This window comes from Curtobacterium sp. MCBA15_001, assembly GCF_001864835.1.
Classification (GTDB): Bacteria; Actinomycetota; Actinomycetes; order Actinomycetales; family Microbacteriaceae; genus Curtobacterium.
This window is the reverse complement of the sequence record NZ_MJGI01000006.1, coordinates 223,357-236,470: the sequence shown is the minus strand read 5'-3', so window position 1 is coordinate 236,470 and position 13,114 is coordinate 223,357. Positions and strand designations below refer to the sequence as shown.

Genomic DNA, 13,114 nt, shown 5'->3' with positions numbered 1-13,114 from the left:
CTCCGGGTGTTTCCCGGCTGATGCAAGCTATTCGGCGCAGATCGCAGAACCGATTGGAGCGCCGTACCCCGTTACCGAACCGTGACATGTTGCGTGCTGGATGTCCCTCGGTCGGGGGTCACCGCGTCCCTCGTCTGAGGGCCGGGACCCGCTGGAGGTGTTCGTGAACCGGATGTCGAGCGCGTGCGGATGTCAGCGCGGCGGGCTCAGTTGCGGAGCGTCGCACTCGGCAGCTCGCCGAAGCGCCTCGCGTACGCGGCCGAGAAGCGGCCAGCGTGCGCGAACCCCCATTCCAGGGCGACGGCCGACACGGTCGTCTCCCCTACGGCGTGGTGGCGGAGTTCGGCACGGACACGATCGAACCGGATCCCGCGCAGCATCGCGTTCGGGGAGATCCCGACGTGCCGTTGGAAGCCCTGCTGGAGTCCCCGCACGCTGAGGCCGACGTGCGCTGCGACGTCGGTCGTCGAGATGGCGGTGTCGGCATGAGCGTGCATGTACTCGATGGCGCGCTTGATGCGACCGGTGGCGGTGACGGGGACCGGTGCCGAGAGTGCGAGCGTGGTGTGCGGGAACGTGCGCAGCATCGCGAATGCCGTCCGCCTCGCGGCCTCGGCCATCGCCAGTGCCGAGACCGGCGCGCTGCCCAACACCACACCCGCGGCGTCGCGGAGCGCACCGTTCCAGAGGCGCATCGACTCCCGTGCCGGTGCGTCCGCGTGGTCGAACACGATCGGCGCCGGCTCGACCCCGTGGAGCTCGGCCGCCACCTTCTCGAGCATCCTCCGGTCGAACTGCACGACGTTCTGCCGCACGTTCGCCAGGTCGAACCGGAAGGGTCGCTCGCTGGGGAACACCACCGGGCGCCCTGCCGCGAGTGCCACCGCATCACGGCCGATGTCCATGAGACCGCCACCATCGCTGACCCAGGTCACGAAGTAGTGACTGGTCGCATCGACCTCCCCGACCATCCGGCCGTCGAAGCGCTTCGCGTCCAGCGTGAACGTCGCGTCACCGACGGCTCGGAACCGGTACCCGAAGCGCCGCTCGGTCCGCTCCGGTACGAACCCGGACGCTCCGTAGGCGGCCTCGAACATCGCACGAGCCGCGTCGAGGTCGTCTCCGGATGCGTTGCTGACCTCACGGACGTCGTGCACGGCGGACATGCTGTGATGCTGTCACGGACTGCCGCCACTGGCGAACCCGGATGCGCGTGCGCGCATCGCGGCGAACTGGAAACGCATGGCTCCACCTCCGGACATGGAGAAGGCCCTTCCCGATGTCCTTCGGGAAGGGCCTTCCATCTGCCGCCGAGTTCTCACCACACCAACGACGACGACCCATTCGGTCGGGCTGACAGGATTTGAACCTGCGACCCCTTGACCCCCAGGCGGGCGGTGACGCCCTACCGCTGCAAACCGACGTGAACCGAACCGGCCGTCGAAGGGCCTTCTCGGCCCACGTTTCCGGGCTTCTCGAAAGCCGCAGAAGCTCACTTCGGTTTGGGTCGGTCAAGGTTGGTGGCGCGCGGTTGGAGGGGTTCTAGGAGGGGTCGATTGGCTGGTCGGGACGTCTCGGTCGGATCCCCCACCGCTTCTCCAGACGCTCCCCGAGCGTCATGCTGGACACAGGTCCTGCGAGTGCGGCATCCAGGTCCGCTACGTCGATGTCATGTTCCCGGGGTTCCCAGGCGACCATCGGGTTGCGCGCCGAAGAGCTCCAGAGCAGGAACGGGTCTTGGGCCAACGTCTGCCCCGGGCCGTTCGCGTAAGCGCCAACCGTGACCGAAGCCTCCATCTCAAAGCCGAAGTCCTCCTCGATGAGCACATGACCTATCAAGAGGGCGCTTCTACCAAACTCGCGAAGGTCGAGAACGAACCGCGTGCGGTCGCCTGCTATCAGACCACGGTTACGCATCAGGTGGAGACGAGTCCCGTCGAACTCGGGAAGCTCTAGGAGTGAAAGAGTCCAGCCGACTGCCCAGGGCCATCGAGGCTGGAGCGTCCACATATCGCCCGCTCGTGGCTTCTCGACCTTCGGCAGCTCCCAGGGGCGGACCGCACTCACGGAGAAGATTTGTCCTTTGCGGAGTGACGACAGCGCAGGAAATCGGGCGGGTCTGTGCTCGAGTGTATGGCCGTCGAGAGTTGCGGCTACGTACCCGGAGGAGTGGTAATGCAGCTTCGGGCGGTGCTGCGTTTCCGAGTATTCGCTGCGCAGTAGCCTGCGCCCGGAGGGGTGCAGCCCGTATCGCCACATCACGCCGGGGAGCTGGGCAGGGGTGATGTGAACGCCGCCGTCCGAAGCGAAGCTCATGGTAGCGATGGCTCGGAAGTCGCCGGTGCCGCCTCTGATCACGCCGAGCCGTACACCCTTCTTCAAGCGCCTCGGCTCAGCCATTACCCACCCCATCGGGCTTGCGGCGACGAAAAGAGTCACCTGGTTGGCTGACGAACGGGCCTTCACCTGCCAGTCGACCTTCCCATACCGCGAGGAGCATCGCGCACGCGTCCTGCACAGCTTTCTCTGCCTCCTGGTAGAAATCGACGCTCGACACGTATTCGCCTTGGCGATCCTCGACTCCAATGTCCGCGCTCCACCACAGGTCACCCAACACTCCTTCTACTTCCTCGTCCCCAACACTCTCGTGGAGCAGCATGGATCCATCCGACAGCGAAAGGTCGTATTCGATCTGCCTGGCTGGGGCGACCGAGCGTCCACTCCGCAAAACGGGAGTAAAATCGTGTTCGAGTTCGGCAGGCAAGACGGTGCCAATAGAAGGCGTTCGATGCTTGTTGTCGTTGTCCAGGTCGTTGAGGCGGGCGAGGGGGTGCCTCAGAGGATCGTTCGATAGGAACGGCTGGGCGGCGTAGACAGGCTTCCACACCCAGCCTGGAACCTCGCGTAGGTGTCGCTTGCGCTGATCTGCCCAGTCCTTTTCATCCGTCACGATCGGGTACTGGAGTCGACGCTTTGGAGCTAGTCCCTCCACCTTGGCGAGCATGACGAGCGTGGTATCGAGGGCGCTTCTAAGGTGATGAATGGCCTCCCCGAAAGTCAATCCCCAGCTTGCTAGGTCTGCTTCCTGTTCGACATGAAGGCGTAGCCCCCAACCGTGACGGTCCTCGTCGATGACGGTTTCGAGTCGCAGCGGTTGAAGATGACGCCAGTCTGCTACCTCGGAATCGAGTTCCAGTGCGCGCAAGCGCGCTCGATCCAGCCGCGCTCCTAGCTGCACCTGCAGACGTTCAACCTCTGGGTAAGACGTCGGAGGGAAATGCACGCGTGGAGGGTTGGACGCAACCTCGCGCCAGAACTCGGGACTCGCCATGTTCAGAGACTACCGCGGTGCCTCCTCCGACTTCGGTCGGTGATCCATCAGACCCTCGCGCCGCATTGCCCGGGCCTGTTCCTGCGCGCTGAGCGGGCGGGTGGCGCGCTCCTTGTCGGTGCCGGTGTACTCGGTGCCGCGGTCGCTGCTGTTACTCATGATAATCGCCTTCAATCATTGTCGATATTCGCAAAAACAAAAACGCACCTATTGCCCCATGAAGCTGACGCACGTATGTACCGTTAATGCTACAGCCAACGGAAGGACAGCACATGGCAATGCCGCAATCGGAAGCAGAACTGCGAACCACGGTGCCGAGGGAAGTAGTGGACGCGCTCGACTTGATGGTGCGCCTCGGCGGCATTTCGAAGGCGACAATCGTGCGAATTGCGCTTGTCGACCACCTGACGACTCTTGGGGTGCTGTTCCCCGAAGTCGCTCAGACGCTCCGCCCGACGAAGACCCGCGGCCGACTCAGCAGTGACCGCTCAACCCAGAAGGACGACCGATGACCATCCAGACCACGCCCTACCCCGCGTACTACGGGCCGCGCGCGGCAGGACTGCTGCGCCTTCGCGCTCAGGACTACCGCGGCGCTGCCGAAGAGCTGCGGGCCGAACTCGATGCCACGGAGCGGTACTTCACCGCGGCCTTCGAGCGAGCCGACGAGAGCAGCAGCACCCGGGATCGCATCCGAGATCTGGCCAAGCGTCCGACGCGCCGGATTGGAGCCTGACATGCCCGTCTTCGACTACAGCCCGGCGGTCGCTGCGGACCCCGAGGTGTACCGCATCCACGCTCGGGAAGAGTCCTACCCGAATTCGGTCGCGGAACGGGCCGAGATCAAGCGCGTGGACGACGCGGTATTCGATCGAGTCCGCATCTACGAGAACTCCTTGGTCGACAGCTCGGGGGCCTTGATCGAACATGGCGCCGCGCTCGTCAAGGATGCGACGAGCATCGAGCGTGCCGTGCGCGAGGATGTCAAGTACGAGCTGGACAGCTCGCGTGTCGACTTGAAGAAGGCCGCCGAGCGCTACACCGCCCTGCGCAGCCGCGCCCAGGAGCAGATCGACGCTCTGGAACGCCTCGCACGGGAAGCGGAGTGGCTGGCAGAGAAGGCCAACGACCCCTACGCCGCGTACCGCGCTCTCGTGGTCCGCTATCCGGCGCTCAGCAAGAAGTACTGACACAAAGAACCGCCCCGACTCCTGGAAGCGGAGTCGGGGCGGCGGAGGGACCTACCGTGACATCCAAAATTCTAACACCTGGACCGCTGGAAACGCTGCACGCCCTAGCACGTCGGCCCTGGATAAGGCGACTGACTCAGTGCGAGTCGCCCGCGCCATATCCGACAGTCTCCCCACCGCTACCGCCGGTGGCTTCAGTTGACATTGAAAGGCAAATGTCATCATTCATCTTTATTACCAGCGCAATCGTCAGACGAAGCGCAATCAAGTAGGTGTTGAAGTGCACGCCGTCGTCGCCGTCTCCATTCTCCTGCAATCCGTGCAAGTAAGAATTCCGCAGGTTGAGGCCGTTGCTGAATCCGACTCTATTCAGGAAGAAGTTGAAGTAGTCCCCCTCTGAAGCAGTCAGAAGGGAGGAGCGCCGCACAGCCCATCCCTTTGCAACCATCACATCCACGTGAGCACGCTGAGAATCCGACAGATGGTGATAGTTTGCTGCATCCGTACTGTAAAGGCTCCGAAAGACAACGAGCTGGCCGAGGTCAGCAAAAGTGACGTATTCCCCGTCATTCTTCAGAATGCCCTGATCAATCAGAAAATCAATGTCACCTACTTGATACCGATGGAAATCCTCGCGCGCCAGGCGGTTTTCGAGCAGAAGCGCCACAGCATCATCACCCTGTAGCCCCTCGTTGATGTACAGCAAAGGGGACTGGTCGGAAAATAGAAGATTCAGAACGCGAGCGGCTTCCGAATTTTCGGTGGCGTAGACATACTTGCCCTTGAGGAGACTTGGAATTTTCTTGAACTGGACCTGCGCAGACCCCATGCTGAGAAGCTCTCTATCAAGTTCTCCGTTCTCAGCGTACAACCCGAACTGATTGGCTACGCTTTCCATTTCAGCGAAGAGATGACGGACTTTTTGCAGGTAGGGCACATCCTTCCCAGAAGGGGTGAAGGTGAATTTCGTGATGCCGAACTCCTCCACTAGGTACTCCTCGAAGAACCAGCTGATGACTTTCTCGAGATCCATCCCCTTCGCCTGTAGGAAGTTGTGTAGCATCAACGTCTGAAGGAGCGAACGCGCATCCACTGCCTGGAAGTGCAACCCGACCTTGTACTCCGCCACGCCAGTCAGACCCATAACCCTTTCCATCACTCCGAGCGCAGCCGTGTAGGACGGGAGTGTGAGTAACACCTGATGATCGGTAAACTCGAAGAGATGCTGGAAATTGTTCAAAATGCTCGGATTATCGGTCGTGTCCTCGAGCCAGCGTCTGCTGTACGAGTATCGCCAGATAGATCCGTCAGAGGAATCGATGTCGAAGACCACAGGCTCGCGTTGGTCGTCCTCAATTCGCACGTCACACCCAGTCTTGAAACCCTCACCCTGGGCGAATAGCTGCGAACTCAACTCAGCACCCCGCCGCTTTGCGCTTAGTCGAAGTTTTGCATCGATGCCGAGCTCCGGGAGGTCTTTGGCGGTGGCGATCAGTCGCACGTAATTGAGATTTGCATATTCCTCCGGCAGATAAGCTTCGATCAACGCCCTGGCATCAGCTGGCTTGAACTCTGTGGGAATATAAACGTTCGACCTGGCATCCTTTTCAAGATGCTTCCGCAGCAAAATCTCCGCATTGCGAGGTGCCGCGATGAGGTCTCTCCGCAACGCCTCGCCATAGGCTTGTACAAGCTTCTTACTTGCGAGCATCTCAGCAAGTCCAACGCCCGCATTTCGCAGGGACGACAGCATTTCTTCCGCCTCGACACGATGATAGGCGCCGTAGCGTCCTAACAGGTGCACGAGATCGGAATGGTATTGGAAATCTACTGCCGCGATAATTGACGTCGCATTCTCGCCGCGTATCTCGGTGAAGAAGCGAGCGACAGCGCGGCCGATGGCGGGGGCGAGTTTTAGAATCCCTTCGCGTTCATGCTCACCAAGTCCCGCCGGGAGGAGCTCGTGCTCAAGATACTGTTGAACGTTGTGCAGCTCTAGCACGTCCATCAAATTCGTCGGAGGAACGTCTGGATCAAATCGAGACGCAACGTCAACTACACGCGGCAGGTACCAGCCCGTTGCTAGATCACCCAGACCGTAGAACCGAACGCGCCGAAGCTGTTCGTCATCCTCGTCCATACTCCGCCTTTCCGGCTCCGCGCATCCCTCTAGAGCCATTCTCATGCCTGGGCGACGCATCCGCTGATGGCCGCAGGGGGCATGTCGCCTTCCTCACTGAGAACCGCATGGCGATCGCGTCGTCGCTACAACGACTGCAGCTGCGGGAGAGCGGCCGTCAGCAGCGGTCGCGAGGCTGGAGGGGTTTTCGAGGGGGCAGCGCGCGAGCAGGAAAAAAGCCCCGACAGAACCGTGGTCCTATCGGGGCTTTCCGGTCGGGCTGACAGGATTTGAACCTGCGACCCCTTGACCCCCAGTCAAGTGCGCTACCAAGCTGCGCCACAGCCCGCGAGCTCCGGGGAGCTCGGAGTCCCGGAGGACTCCGCCACCCGCACCCGACCGAGCGCGGAGCAGCCAGATCAGCATAGCGGACGCCGGGCCATGGTCGTGCCACCTGCCCGGACCAGGCGTGCAGCACGAGCACCTAGGGTGGCCCGATGCCCTCCCGCTCCACCCGTCTCCTGTCCGTGCTCGTGGTCGGCGGCCTGGTCGCCGGCGTCGCTGCGTGCACCGGCTCCGGCGGCCGCGATGCCCGACCGACGCTGACGGACGCAGGCCCGGGCACCGTGACGGTCGCCGCCGAGGACGACCCCGCGGCACGGTCGGTCCGGGCCAGTCGGGCTCTGTTCGCCACTGCTCCCGGTGCTGTCGTCGCGTCAGCCGGTGACGCGGACGCGATCCGGGCCGCCGCGAGCGCCGCACGCCGCGCCCACGTCCCGGTGCTGCTGACCAACGACGAGAGCAACGACGCCAGCGACGCCGTCGGGGACGAACTCGACCGCCTCGGCGCGTCCTGGTACCAGGCCGAGGGCGACGTCCACGTCCGCACCGACGCCGTGGAGCGGGACGCGCCGGACGGTGGCGACGCGCCGGAGCCGAGCCGGGCCTCCCGTCCGGCGACCGTCGTCGTGGCCGACGCGAGCGAGGACGCCGCGGTGGTGGCGACCTCACTGGCAGCGGGAGCGCACCTCGTGAGGATGCCGCGCGGGGTGTCCGACCCGGCGGCGGCACCTGCCGTCGTCTCGGCACTGCACGAGCACCGCGATGCGCCGACCCTGTTGGCGGGCGCCGCGTTCGCGGACCTGCGCGAGCCGCGGTGGACGGTCCGCGCCGCCCAGGGCGGGTGGCAGCTCCCCCACGGCGGACAGCGGCCGTTCGCCGGGCACCGCTACGTCGCGACCTACGGCGCCCCCGGTGCTCCCGCCCTCGGCGTGCTCGGCGAGCAGGGCCCGGAGGCGACGGTCGCACGCACGAAGGAGCTGGCTGCGTCGTACGACGGCCTGTCGGACGCACCGGTGACCCCGGCGTTCGAGGTCATCGCGACGGTCGCTGCCGGTGCGGCGGGCACGGACGGCGACTACTCGAGCGAGCTTCCGGTCGCCACGCTCGAGCCGTACGTCGACGCCGCCCACGACGCGGGCATGCCGGTCATCCTCGACCTGCAGCCGGGGCGGACCGACTTCCTGACCCAGGCGAAGCGCTACGAGTCGCTCCTCCGGCGCCCGGGCGTGTGGCTGGCGCTCGACCCGGAGTGGCGCCTCGGACCGGACCAGGTGCCGCTGCGGCAGATCGGGAGCGTCGACGCCGCCGAGGTGAATCAGGTCTCCGACTGGCTGGCGCACCTCGTCCGGTCACGAGGACTCCCGCCGAAGGCCCTGGTCCTGCACCAGTTCCGGTCGTCGATGATCCGGGACCGCGCGGCGCTGCGTTCGCACCCGGAACTGGACGTGCTCATCCACGTCGACGGGCAGGGCTCGCAGCCCGACAAGCAGGCCACCTGGCGGGCGCTGCACGACGGCGCGCCGGCGGGGGTGCACTGGGGGTGGAAGAACTTCTTCGACGAGGACCAGCCGATGCTCACCCCCGCACAGACGATGGAGCAGGTGGCGCCGACGCCGTCGTTGGTCACGTACCAGTAGGTCTGTCCGTCATCTCGGCTCGGCTCCGGGTGGTCGGTTGTCCACAGGTGGTCGGTTGTCCACAGCCTGGAGGCGCGGGACACGTTGCGTCGGTCGGTGCTGACAGCATGGGGGCATGTCCTCCCCCGTGCTCGGTTCCGGTCCGTCCGCCTCGTCCGCTCCGTCGGCTCCGGCCGCTCCGGCCGTCTCCGCGGACATCGCCGCAGAGGCGCAGCAGGCGCTCGCTGCGCTCACCGGGCGTCCGGACGCGGTGTTCCACCCCGGCCAGCTCGAGGCGATCTCCGCCCTGGTCGAGCACCGGCAGCGCGCCCTCGTGGTGCAGCGCACCGGGTGGGGCAAGTCCGCCGTGTACTTCCTGGCGACACTGCTGCTGCGGCGCCGAGGGGGCGGCCCCACCGTGCTCGTGTCGCCGCTCCTCGCACTCATGCGTGACCAGGTCGCCGCCGCTGCACGAGCCGGGGTCCGCGCCGTCTCGATCAACTCGGCCAATGCGCACGAGTGGGCCGACACCCAGGCGGCGCTCGCCCGCGACGAGATCGACGTCCTGCTGGTCTCCCCCGAACGGCTGAACAACCCGAAGTTCCGCGACGAGCAGCTCCCGGCGCTGGTCGGGCGGATGGGCATGCTGGTCGTCGACGAAGCGCACTGCATCTCCGACTGGGGCCACGACTTCCGCCCGGACTACCGGCGCCTCGCCGAGCTCATCCGCTCCCTGCCGCACGGCGTCCCCGTGCTCGCGACCACCGCCACCGCCAACGAACGCGTGGTCGAGGACGTCGCCGAACAGCTCACCGCCGGCTTGGCCGACCCGGTCTTCACCATCCGCGGGTCGCTGGCTCGTGCGTCGCTCCGGCTCGGTGTCCTCACCCTGCCGGATGCCCGCGCGCGGCTCGGGTGGCTGCTGGCGCACCTCGGCGACCTGCCCGGCAGCGGCATCATCTACACGCTGACCGTCTCGGCAGCCGAGGACATCGCCCGGCTCCTGCGCGAGAGCGGCCACGCAGTCCGGGCCTACACAGGCCGGACCGACACCGACGAGCGCGAGCAGCTGGAGCAGCAGCTCAAGGGGAACGAGCTCAAGGCCCTGGTCGCGACGAGCGCGCTCGGGATGGGGTTCGACAAGCCCGACCTGGGGTTCGTCGTGCACGTCGGCGCGCCCTCGTCACCGGTGGCGTACTACCAGCAGATCGGTCGTGCAGGCCGTGCGACCGACAACGCCGACGTCCTGCTGCTCCCCGGGTACGAGGACCAGGAGATCTGGAAGTACTTCGCCAGCGCCTCGATGCCCACCGAGTCGCGCGCGTCGGCCGTCCTCGGGGCGCTGTCGACGGACACCGCGATGTCGACCGTCGCGCTCGAGGGGCTCGTCGACATCAAGCGGTCCACGCTCGAGCTGCTGCTCAAGGTGCTCGACGTGGACGGCGCTGTGCGTCGCGTCGCCGGCGGGTGGGTGTCGACGGGGCAGCCGTGGTCGTACGACGCTGCCCGGTACGAGCGCGTCGCTGCTGCTCGCGCCGCCGAGGCGTCGTCGATGCTCGAGTACGAGTCGACCTCGGCCTGCCGGATGCAGCTGTTGCAGCAGGACCTGGACGACCCCTCCGCCGAGCCCTGCGGCCGCTGCGACAACTGCGCGGGCGTCTGGTACCCGACCGAGGTCCCGGGCGCTGCCGCTGCAGGTGCTTCCTCGGCCCTCGACCAGGTCGGCGTCGAGATCGCCCCTCGTGCCCAGTGGCCCTCCGGCATGAGCGCACTCGACGTCCCCGTCAAGGGCAAACTGCCCGCGGGCGAGGTCGTCGCGCCCGGTCGCGCCGTCGCCCGGCTGACGGACCTCGGATGGGGCGGGCCGCTCCGCGCGCTCTTCGCACCGGGGGTCCCCGATGCGCCCGTCTCCCGCGAGCTGCTCGACGGGTGCATCCGCGCGCTGCGGGACTGGCCATGGGAGGAGCGCCCCACCGGCGTCGTGGCGATGACGTCGCGCTCGCGGCCGCAGCTCGTCGAGTCGTTGGCCGCGGCGTTGTCGTCGATCGGCAAGCTGCAGTTCCTCGGGACGCTCGAACGGGCTGGCGGGGTGCCGCGTGGCGACGGTGCAACGAACAGCGCCTACCGGTTGGCCGGGGTGTGGGACAGCTTCGTCGTGGGTCCGTCCCTCGGCGCCGCGCTGCGGGAGCACGAGGGGCCGGTGCTGCTCGTGGACGACCTCGTCGACAGCCGGTGGACGATGACAGTTGCTGGACGCGAGCTCCGGCGCGCGGGGGCATCTGCCGTGCTGCCGTTCGCGCTGGCCACGGTCGCCTAGGGTCGGGTGCGGGGGGCACTGATCGTGGACATCGCACCAGACTGGCGGCGGACGCCGTCGCCGGAGCCGGCCGACCGGTCGCCGCTTCCGTGGTGGGCGCTGGCTGCGCCTGTTGTGGCCGTTCATCGGTCGCCAGGGCAGCGACCGCATCGTCGGTGGGGCGACACTCCGGTCGGAGTGGGTGCCCTGGTCACCGCGATCATCGCGCTCACGGTGGGCATCCTCGCGACGATGGTCGGGGTGTTCTGCGTGGTGTTCATCACCGCGTTCGGGGCACCGCTCGACATCACTCGACCGGCGATGGCAGGGTTCGCGGTCCGGGGTTCGGCGATCACCGCGGTGCCGTTCGTTCTCGCGCTGGCGTTCTTCTTCGTCGGGGTGTTCCGTCGACTCCCACCCAGGTGGTGGGTGCCACTGGCCGTGATCAACGGGTTGACGCTGCTGGGTCTCGGGATCGCGGCGCTGCTCTGGTTCCACCCGGGGACGCACATCTCGTGGGACTTCTCGTCCTGACGGGGGTCACGGCTGCGGATTCGGCGGGACGGATTGGCGATGGCGTTGGCATGGGCGTTGGCGTTGGCGTTGGCGGGAGTCACCACGACCCGGCGCCGCTGAAGCCGTTCGGCACGGGGAAGCACCTCGACGACAAGATGATCGTGACTTCGTCAGCGGTCGTCCCGCGCGCCACGAGGTAGCCTTTGCCGTCTCGACCGACGATCTCCGCAGTCGGGAGCCCGGCAGGGTCGGATCTGCCCCGTGCCACCCATCCATCACGACCGTCCCACTGCTGCAGCAGAAGCTCGACGATCGAGTCCATGTCGGCCGGCCCCTCAGTCGCGACATCCGCGCCTCCCACCCACTGGCGATCACCGCCAGCGCAGGTGAAGAGCGCTCCGTTCACCGACTGGCGCACATCCGTCTGACCTGGGATGCAGTCCGCGATCTGACGTTCGATTGTCTGCGTCCGGGCCTTGCGGTCCAGGATCAGCGATTCGGGGGTGCGCCCGGGGTGGTGCCTGGCCACTCGCCAAATCGATCCACCAGCAAACGCGCCGGCACATTCCCAGACCGGGGTCCCGGGATCGGGGACCCACTCTCAACCCAGCCAGCGCGATCCAGAAGCTTCCCAACACTCACAGCCTCTGCTCCATCAACGCCTACGGTAACGCCCCGACCCAGCGGACGGTTCGAGTCCACCGACCAACCTGTCCGCAAAATGAAATCAACCTCCACATCGCTAATTTGATCACTCGTAGTCCCGGCAGTCATGTTGAGAATGATCACCACGCGATTGGTGTTCGTCGCGGAGAGGCTGCTCGTGTCGTTCTTCACAGAGACTGAGGCGCTGTCCACACCGGGCAGCGCCTCAAGCGAGCTCTCCGCCTCCGTCGGTGTCTGCACACCAGAGATGCCGCTTGCGCAGGACGCGAGAAGAACCAAGCTCATCATCAGCCCAGTGATAGCTGCAACGCGTTTCATGTTCCTGCTGACGCTCCGTCAGATAATCGGTGACCGTCAAATTGCCTCTGAGAGATTGCGAAACCGCTGAGCTCCGGTGCACCTCGCGTCAGCGAATCGATCGCCTTCGGTCGACACGATCGCCCTGACTACAGGACGCTGCACTTCCTATGCGGTCGCGTGCTTCAAGCGGTGTAGGCAAGGTTGCTGTCGCGACTCCTCCTATCGCACGAAGGATGACGACGCGTCTGCAAATGTGCTCGCTGTACGCAGCTCGACCTGTCACCCTGTCACCCTGTCGCCTCCGGCGCGCTGCCAGGCCACTGACCAAACCGATCCCGCAGAGAACCCTGGGGCAAAAGTACAAGTTGTTTCAAACTGTCTGTTGACGTGGCGTAAGCCGCCCCAGGCCACCCGTGTGCTTTCGCAACCTCGCCAATCACCGGCTGGGGTGATAGACGCAAGCGGACGTAAACGCCGGTGTCCGGCTCGTGCTCGTTTACCGACCAGCCGATTTGCGCCAGTGTGTCGATCATGGTTGGCAACTTCGCAGAGTCGTCGAACGTGGCCGCAACGAGAACTTGATGATGCTTGTTGAGCCCCGAAATGGTCTCATCAACATCGACCGACGTGTTCGAAAGCCCGGGTATGGTCTGAAGTTGTTGGCGCGCCGCATCGAGAGACTGCCCCCCCTGGCTTTGCGCCGACCCAGTTGCGTCGATCCCTGTCGGATCCATTGTA

The 13,114-nt window shown here is 65.5% G+C and carries 14 protein-coding genes and 1 tRNA gene; 7 read left to right on the top strand and 8 right to left on the bottom strand.

The genetic code is table 11. The annotated features are described in order from the left end of the window. Window positions 1-206 precede the first annotated feature (206 nt). The 4 genes from BIU90_RS03800 to BIU90_RS18590 all read right to left on the bottom strand — a co-directional run bounded on the left by BIU90_RS03800 (window position 207) and on the right by BIU90_RS18590 (window position 3,490). Window positions 207-1,166: an AraC family transcriptional regulator gene (locus BIU90_RS03800; RefSeq protein ID WP_071298883.1), complete on the bottom strand. Its 960-nt coding sequence runs from the start codon at window positions 1,164-1,166 to the stop codon at window positions 207-209. 376 nt (window positions 1,167-1,542) lie between these two features. Continuing rightward, entirely contained in the window at window positions 1,543-2,400 is an 858-nt protein-coding gene (locus BIU90_RS03795) for a hypothetical protein (RefSeq protein ID WP_139195083.1), read from the bottom strand. Continuing rightward, the gene (locus BIU90_RS18170; RefSeq protein ID WP_139195082.1) at window positions 2,393-3,331 is read right to left on the bottom strand and encodes a hypothetical protein; all 939 of its coding nucleotides are present in this window, start codon (window positions 3,329-3,331) and stop codon (window positions 2,393-2,395) included. Before BIU90_RS18170 ends, BIU90_RS03795 begins: the two co-directional genes overlap by 8 nt. A 9-nt stretch (window positions 3,332-3,340) precedes the next feature. Beyond that, window positions 3,341-3,490 carry a hypothetical protein gene (locus BIU90_RS18590; protein WP_175470128.1) on the bottom strand — a complete coding sequence of 50 codons (150 nt, stop codon included), beginning with the start codon at window positions 3,488-3,490 and terminating at the stop codon, window positions 3,341-3,343. Window positions 3,491-3,603: 113 nt separating this feature from the next. On the opposite strand from BIU90_RS18590, the gene BIU90_RS03790 reads away from it, so the two are divergent. Genes BIU90_RS03790 through BIU90_RS03780 form a run of 3 tightly spaced genes read left to right on the top strand, consistent with a single transcriptional unit; the run spans window position 3,604 to window position 4,521 of the window. Beyond that, the gene (locus tag BIU90_RS03790; protein WP_071298881.1) at window positions 3,604-3,843 is read left to right on the top strand and encodes a hypothetical protein; all 240 of its coding nucleotides are present in this window, start codon (window positions 3,604-3,606) and stop codon (window positions 3,841-3,843) included. After that, window positions 3,840-4,067 carry a hypothetical protein gene (locus tag BIU90_RS03785; protein WP_071298880.1) on the top strand — a complete coding sequence of 76 codons (228 nt, stop codon included), beginning with the start codon at window positions 3,840-3,842 and terminating at the stop codon, window positions 4,065-4,067. The genes BIU90_RS03790 and BIU90_RS03785 overlap by 4 nt, the downstream gene beginning before the upstream one ends. A gap of 1 nt (window position 4,068) precedes the next feature. Beyond that, entirely contained in the window at window positions 4,069-4,521 is a 453-nt protein-coding gene (locus BIU90_RS03780; protein ID WP_071298879.1) for a hypothetical protein, read from the top strand. A 136-nt stretch (window positions 4,522-4,657) separates the two neighbouring features. On the opposite strand, the gene BIU90_RS17805 is transcribed toward BIU90_RS03780, so the two are convergent. Both BIU90_RS17805 and BIU90_RS03770 read right to left on the bottom strand, forming a co-directional pair. Continuing rightward, entirely contained in the window at window positions 4,658-6,661 is a 2,004-nt protein-coding gene (locus tag BIU90_RS17805) for a hypothetical protein (protein ID WP_175470127.1), read from the bottom strand. Between the two features lie 254 nt (window positions 6,662-6,915). Further along, a tRNA-Pro gene (locus BIU90_RS03770) sits at window positions 6,916-6,989 on the bottom strand. A 148-nt stretch (window positions 6,990-7,137) separates the two neighbouring features. Between BIU90_RS03770 and BIU90_RS03765 the strand changes: the two genes are divergently transcribed. The 3 genes from BIU90_RS03765 to BIU90_RS03755 all read left to right on the top strand — a co-directional run bounded on the left by BIU90_RS03765 (window position 7,138) and on the right by BIU90_RS03755 (window position 11,428). Next, the gene (locus BIU90_RS03765; RefSeq protein WP_071298877.1) at window positions 7,138-8,619 is read left to right on the top strand and encodes a hypothetical protein; all 1,482 of its coding nucleotides are present in this window, start codon (window positions 7,138-7,140) and stop codon (window positions 8,617-8,619) included. Between the two features lie 115 nt (window positions 8,620-8,734). Continuing rightward, window positions 8,735-10,915, top strand: a complete 2,181-nt coding sequence (locus BIU90_RS03760; RefSeq protein ID WP_083403667.1) for an ATP-dependent DNA helicase RecQ — start codon at window positions 8,735-8,737, stop codon at window positions 10,913-10,915. A 177-nt stretch (window positions 10,916-11,092) separates the two neighbouring features. Then, window positions 11,093-11,428, top strand: a complete 336-nt coding sequence (locus BIU90_RS03755) for a hypothetical protein (RefSeq protein ID WP_071298876.1) — start codon at window positions 11,093-11,095, stop codon at window positions 11,426-11,428. 79 nt (window positions 11,429-11,507) lie between these two features. Here the strand turns inward: BIU90_RS03755 and BIU90_RS03750 are convergent, their stop codons facing one another. Beyond that, window positions 11,508-11,939, bottom strand: a complete 432-nt coding sequence (locus BIU90_RS03750) for a hypothetical protein (protein WP_071298875.1) — start codon at window positions 11,937-11,939, stop codon at window positions 11,508-11,510. Window positions 11,940-12,191: 252 nt separating this feature from the next. Between BIU90_RS03750 and BIU90_RS03745 the strand changes: the two genes are divergently transcribed. Further along, entirely contained in the window at window positions 12,192-12,464 is a 273-nt protein-coding gene (locus tag BIU90_RS03745; RefSeq protein WP_175470126.1) for a hypothetical protein, read from the top strand. Window positions 12,465-12,663: 199 nt separating this feature from the next. Here the strand turns inward: BIU90_RS03745 and BIU90_RS18165 are convergent, their stop codons facing one another. Next, on the bottom strand, window positions 12,664-13,110 hold the full coding sequence (locus tag BIU90_RS18165) for a hypothetical protein (protein ID WP_139195080.1): 447 nt from the start codon (window positions 13,108-13,110) through the stop codon (window positions 12,664-12,666). Between the last annotated feature and the right edge of the window lie 4 nt (window positions 13,111-13,114).

What these genes read in the sequence shown, in the direction of transcription:
- BIU90_RS17805 (WP_175470127.1), bottom strand. Translation starts at nt 6,661, where the DNA reads ATGGACGAGGATGACGAACAGCTTCGGCGCGTTCGGTTCTACGGTCTG.
- BIU90_RS03765 (WP_071298877.1), top strand. Translation starts at nt 7,138, where the DNA reads ATGCCCTCCCGCTCCACCCGTCTCCTGTCCGTGCTCGTGGTCGGCGGC.
- BIU90_RS03790 (WP_071298881.1), top strand. Translation starts at nt 3,604, where the DNA reads ATGGCAATGCCGCAATCGGAAGCAGAACTGCGAACCACGGTGCCGAGG.
- BIU90_RS18165 (WP_139195080.1), bottom strand. Translation starts at nt 13,110, where the DNA reads ATGGATCCGACAGGGATCGACGCAACTGGGTCGGCGCAAAGCCAGGGG.
- BIU90_RS03800 (WP_071298883.1), bottom strand. Translation starts at nt 1,166, where the DNA reads ATGTCCGCCGTGCACGACGTCCGTGAGGTCAGCAACGCATCCGGAGAC.
- BIU90_RS18170 (WP_139195082.1), bottom strand. Translation starts at nt 3,331, where the DNA reads ATGGCGAGTCCCGAGTTCTGGCGCGAGGTTGCGTCCAACCCTCCACGC.
- BIU90_RS18590 (WP_175470128.1), bottom strand. Translation starts at nt 3,490, where the DNA reads ATGAGTAACAGCAGCGACCGCGGCACCGAGTACACCGGCACCGACAAG.
- BIU90_RS03760 (WP_083403667.1), top strand. Translation starts at nt 8,735, where the DNA reads ATGTCCTCCCCCGTGCTCGGTTCCGGTCCGTCCGCCTCGTCCGCTCCG.
- BIU90_RS03785 (WP_071298880.1), top strand. Translation starts at nt 3,840, where the DNA reads ATGACCATCCAGACCACGCCCTACCCCGCGTACTACGGGCCGCGCGCG.
- BIU90_RS03780 (WP_071298879.1), top strand. Translation starts at nt 4,069, where the DNA reads ATGCCCGTCTTCGACTACAGCCCGGCGGTCGCTGCGGACCCCGAGGTG.
- BIU90_RS03745 (WP_175470126.1), top strand. Translation starts at nt 12,192, where the DNA reads ATGATCACCACGCGATTGGTGTTCGTCGCGGAGAGGCTGCTCGTGTCG.
- BIU90_RS03795 (WP_139195083.1), bottom strand. Translation starts at nt 2,400, where the DNA reads ATGGCTGAGCCGAGGCGCTTGAAGAAGGGTGTACGGCTCGGCGTGATC.